The 4,901-nt window shown below is 71.4% G+C and carries 5 protein-coding genes; all 5 read left to right on the top strand.

The features are described 5' to 3' along the window. Nucleotides 1-340 precede the first annotated feature (340 nt). The 5 genes from G6R25_RS21495 to G6R25_RS21475 all read left to right on the top strand — a co-directional run bounded on the left by G6R25_RS21495 (nucleotide 341) and on the right by G6R25_RS21475 (nucleotide 4,622). Nucleotides 341-1,348, top strand: coding sequence for an LLM class F420-dependent oxidoreductase (locus G6R25_RS21495; protein WP_163554355.1), 1,008 nt, complete (start codon nucleotides 341-343; stop codon nucleotides 1,346-1,348). After that, nucleotides 1,318-1,473, top strand: coding sequence for a hypothetical protein (locus tag G6R25_RS21490; protein ID WP_163554354.1), 156 nt, complete (start codon nucleotides 1,318-1,320; stop codon nucleotides 1,471-1,473). The genes G6R25_RS21495 and G6R25_RS21490 overlap by 31 nt, the downstream gene beginning before the upstream one ends. Before the next feature lie 104 nt (nucleotides 1,474-1,577). Then, on the top strand, nucleotides 1,578-2,408 hold the full coding sequence (locus tag G6R25_RS21485) for an enoyl-CoA hydratase-related protein (RefSeq protein ID WP_163554353.1): 831 nt from the start codon (nucleotides 1,578-1,580) through the stop codon (nucleotides 2,406-2,408). A gap of 233 nt (nucleotides 2,409-2,641) precedes the next feature. Next, nucleotides 2,642-3,769: a CaiB/BaiF CoA transferase family protein gene (locus G6R25_RS21480; protein ID WP_163554352.1), complete on the top strand. Its 1,128-nt coding sequence runs from the start codon at nucleotides 2,642-2,644 to the stop codon at nucleotides 3,767-3,769. A gap of 85 nt (nucleotides 3,770-3,854) precedes the next feature. Next, on the top strand, nucleotides 3,855-4,622 hold the full coding sequence (locus G6R25_RS21475; RefSeq protein WP_473246924.1) for an acyl-CoA thioesterase: 768 nt from the start codon (nucleotides 3,855-3,857) through the stop codon (nucleotides 4,620-4,622). The last annotated feature ends 279 nt before the right edge of the window (nucleotides 4,623-4,901 follow it).

Below are 4,901 nucleotides of genomic sequence, written 5' to 3'. Positions count from 1 at the left end.
CGCGAATCAGGTAATGCGGTAGTGGGGCCCGTGCCGCGGCGGGCCGGCTGGCCCGCCGCGGCAGGCGGACCGGCCCGCTCCGGCGGGGGCCGGCTGGCCGGTGCCGGCGGATCCTCGGTTTCGCACGCCGCTCCTTTTCGCTTACTTGGTAAACTAGGTAAACCTGATGGGGGTGGCCGGTAGGCGAGGTGCGGCGGGTGCGCCAGGCGCGTCACGCCGCGTTCCGACATCATCAAAGAACACTGTGTGAACTACGTCGGCCAGTCGTCTGCCTGGCCCGGGCGGCATGATGAAGCGGGCACGGCGGCCGTCGCCAGACCCGTCATCACGAGGAGCGCGGATGAAGATCGACGCAACCCTGACCAACGACCTCGCGGCGACGCCGGCGGGCGCGGCGCGCATCGAGAAGGAGGGCTACGCCGGCATCTGGGTCGGCGAGACGTGCCACGACCCGTTCCTGCAGACGCTCCAGGCGGCCAACGCGACGTCGACCGCCAGCGTCGGCACGTCGATCGCGATCGCCTTCGCGCGGACCCCGATGACGCTGGCCTATCTCGGCTACGACCTGGCCCAGTACAGCGAGGGCCGGTTCATCCTGGGCCTGGGCTCGCAGATCAAGCCGCACATCGAGAAGCGGTTCTCGATGACCTGGTCGCACCCGGCCGCCCGGATGCGCGAGCTGGTCCTGGCCACCCGGGCGATCTGGGACGCCTGGCAGAACGACACGAAGCTCGCCTTCCGCGGCGACTTCTACACCCATACCCTCATGACGCCGTTCTTCGCGCCGGAGCCGCACTCCTACGGCCCGCCGCCGGTGTACCTCGCCGGCGTCGGCGAGGGCATGACCGAGGTCGCCGGCGAGGTGGCCGACGGCTTCTTCGTCCACCCGTTCAGCACGAAGAAGTACCTGCAGGAGGTCACCCTCCCGGCCCTGCTGCGCGGGCGGGCCAAGGCCGGCAAGGCCGACCTGGACGGCTTCGCGATCGCCGGGCCGTCCTTCGTGACAGTCGGGCGCACCGAGGAGGAGCTGGCGGCGGCGGTTTTCGGGAGCAAGAAGCAGATCGCCTTCTACGCCTCCACCCCGGCCTACAAGGGCGTCCTGGACGTGCACGGCTGGGGCGACCTGCAGCCGGAGCTGACCGACCTGTCCAAGCGCGGCGAGTGGGACGGCATGGCCGATCTCATCACCGACGAGATCCTGCACACCTTCTCGGTCGTCGGCGCGCCCGAGGAGGTCGGCAAGGGACTCGTCGCGAAGAGCGGTGCCATCTACACCCGGACGGCCTTCTACGACACCTGGAACGCCGACCCGGCGGTGTGGCCGCTGCTGCTCGACGCGATCCGCTGAGCCAGCCCGCAACGACCGCACATCCCGCGCGGCGGCCCGGCTATGTCCGCACCGCGCTGGGCGACGACCTCCTCGACGACGAGAAGTTCGCCTGGGACTGCCGGGTCCGCCGCTCCAAGGAGTGATCATGGTCGCCTCATGGAGGCGCTGCATCACCTAGATAACTATGTGATAGTTCTGAACCCGTGGGCGCCGGGTGACCGCACGGGCCCGGGAAAAGGAGTCCGTCGTGGGTTACCGCTGCTTCGAGGTCGACGTCCCCGGCTGGGTCGCTCAGATCGTGCCCAACCGGCCGGCGGCGCTCAACACCCTGCTGCCGGAGTTCTGGCGGGAGTTCCCCGACGCTGTCGGGCGGCTCAGCGACGCCGGTGACGTGCGGGCGTTGATCATCTCCTCGACCGGCCGGCACTTCTGCGCCGGGATGGACCTGTCCTTGTTCGAACACTCCGACCTGCTGCCCGGCGGCGACCCGGCGCGCGCCAACGCCGGCCGCAAGCGGCTCATCGCCCGGATGCAGGACGCCTTCACCGCGCTGGAGCGGGCCCGGATGCCGGTGCTCGCGGCCGTGCAGGGCGGCTGCTTCGGTGGCGGCCTCGACCTGATCACCGCCTGTGACCTGCGGTACGCTACCGCCGATGCCTTCTTCGTCGTCCAGGAGACCAACATCGGCATCGCCGCCGATCTGGGCACCCTGCAGCGCCTGCCGACCCTGATCCCGGCCGGGGTGGCCCGGGAGCTGGCCTACACCGGACGGCGCCTGCCGGCCACGCGGGCGCGCGAGGTCGGTCTGGTCAACGAAGTGTTCGACGACCACGACGCGCTGCTCGCCGGGGTTCGCGAGATCGCCGCCGAGATCGCCGAACGCAGTCCGCTGGCGGTGTGGGGCAGCAAGGAGAGCCTGCTCTACGCCCGAGACCACGACGTCGCCACCGGGCTGGACCAGATCGCGACCTGGCAGACCGGGGCCTTCCAGGCCGAGGAGGTCGCCGAGGCGATGCGCGGGCGTGCGGGTGGGCGCGTCCCCGACTACCCGGACCTGCCGGCGGTCCTCCCGCTGTGACCGGCGTCCCGCCTCCCGACGTCACGATCTTCCGAGTGAGGAGCTGTCAAGGCCGATGCCGATCCCGGGGCCGATGATCTTCTGGTGGAGCGGGTGGACGGCGCGTCCGGCGCGGGAGCCGCCGGCTGAGCAGGCACCACGCAGGCAGGGACGGCATGATCCGTGCGGAGGACCTGATTTAGCCGCAAGCCGCGATCCCACCTCGTCGGTGTGATCCACCCGAAGGAGCGATGATGCCCGACACCTCGACCCCCTCTCCCACGGCTGCGCACGGCCCGTTGCACGGCGTGCGGGTCATCGAGCTGGCCGGCATCGGCCCGGCGCCGTTCGCGGCCACGCTGCTCACCGAGCTCGGCGCCGACGTCATCCGGGTGGACAAGCCGGCCTCCGTGGGGTCGCAGCCGGACTGGCTGACCCGCGGCCGGCGCTCCGTCGCCCTGGACCTGAAGAACCCCGACGACCACGCCGGCCTGCTGGAACTGCTCGACGCCGCGCACGTGTTCATCGAGGGCTACCGGCCGGGCGTCACCGAACGGCTCGGCCTCGGCCCCGACGCGCTGCTCGCCCGCAACCCCGCGCTGGTCTACGGCCGGATGACCGGATGGGGCCAGGACGGCCCGTGGTCGCGGTCCGCCGGCCACGACATCAACTATGTGGCGATCACCGGGGCGCTGGGCGCGATCGGCCGGGAGGACGGGCCGCCGCAGGTGCCGCTGAACCTGGTCGGTGACTTCGGCGGCGGGGCGCTCTACCTCGTCGTCGGCATTCTCGCCGCGCTGTACGAGGCGCGGGACTCCGGGAAGGGCCAGGTCGTCGACTGCGCCATCGTCGACGGGGTGGCGTCGCTGTCGGCGATGACGTGGTCGATGATCTCCCGCAAGGAGTGGGGTGAGCCGCGTGGCACGAACCTGCTCGACACCGGCCGGCCCTGGTACGACGTCTACGAGACCGCCGACGGCGGCTGGTTCTCCGTCGGCGCCATTGAGCCGCAGTTCTACGCCCGGCTCGTCGAGCTGCTGGGCCTGCCGGAGTGGGCCGACGCCCAGAATGATGCCAGCCGCTGGCCGCAGCTGCGCGTCGCGTTGGCCACCGCGTTCGCCAGCCGCACCCGGGCGCAGTGGGAGCAGGTGTTCGATGGCACCGACGCCTGCGCGGCGCCTGTGCTGAGCTGGTCGGAGGCCCGCGCACACCCGCACCTGGCCGCCCGGGAGGTGTTCGTCGACCTGGGCGAGGAGGTGGCCCCGGCCCCGGCGCCGCGCTTCTCCCGCACGCCGGGGCGGGTCGCCGGCATGGGACCGGCCGTGGGCAGTTCCACCCTCGCGCAGGTGCGGGAGACCTGGGGCCTGGCCACCGCGGACTGACCGGCGCGGCCGGCGTCGGCAATCCTGAGCGGATAGATGATCCAGAAAGCATGGGGGAGTCGTGCAGCCCGCAAGCGTGAATAGTGTGAACGGTGTGCAGCCGTCGGCCGAGCCGGCGGTCACCATCGTCGATCTGCTGGAGTTGGAGGAGCTGGACCAGGACCTCTACTGGGCCCTGACGGTGTTCGAGGACCCGTACTCCCTCTACGGCGGGCAGGTCGCCGCCCAGGCGCTTCTCGCCGCCGGGCGCACGGTGCCCGATGGACGCGTCCCGCACTCGCTGCACGGCTACTACCTGCGCAGCGGGGACGCCTCCCGGCCGACGATCTTCCGGGTGGAGCGGGACCGGGACGGCCGGTCGTTCTCCGCCCGCCGGGTCGTCGCCGTCCAGGGTGGCAAGGTCATCTTTAACATGTCGGCGTCGTTCCAGGTCCCGGAGGACGGCGACGACCATCAGGTCAACCCGATGCCCGACGCCGGCGACCCGAATACGGCCGAGGAGCTGCGACTGGCGCGGCTGTTCTCGATCGAGGGCCGCCTGCCGAAGCAACCCTACGAGAACACCGGATGGCCCACCCGGGTGTGGGCGCGCAGCACCATCGCGCTGCCCGACGACCGGCTGCTGCACGCCTGCGCCCTGACCTACCTGTCGGACATCTTCACCGGTCTCGCGGCGTTCCCCGGCGGCGCGGTCCACTCCGGCGCGAGCCTTGACCACGTCGTCTGGTTCCACCGGCCGATCCGGATGGACGACTGGGTGCTGCTCGACCTGGTACCCCACTCGGTGGCGGGGGGCGCGGGCTGTACTCCGGCACGATCCACACCGTCGACGGCGTCCTCGGCGCGAGCCTGAGCCAGGAGGCGCTCTACCGCGTCCAGCGCGAGTCCAGCCGGCCGAGGCCGATGCCCCCCATGGGCTGACCCGACTGCGCCGGCGTTGCCCACGGCGCCCGAAGGCTCGACGCCGCGCTGGAGATCGCCGCGCAGATCACGGCGTTCCGCGAGAAGCGCGCACGAATCAGAGTGGACTGCAAAGGTCAGAATTGCTCCCGGCAGGGCGCGCGTCCTCCCGTGCCGGCCGGTTCCAGCGAACACCCCGTGCCGCGGCGACCAGGGCCCCGGGAAGATCGTT

Source organism: Candidatus Frankia alpina (assembly GCF_902806485.1).
GTDB classification, from domain to species: domain Bacteria; phylum Actinomycetota; class Actinomycetes; order Frankiales; family Frankiaceae; genus Frankia; species Frankia alpina.
The sequence above is the reverse complement of the archived record's forward strand: the minus strand, read 5'-3'. Positions and strand labels throughout refer to the sequence as shown.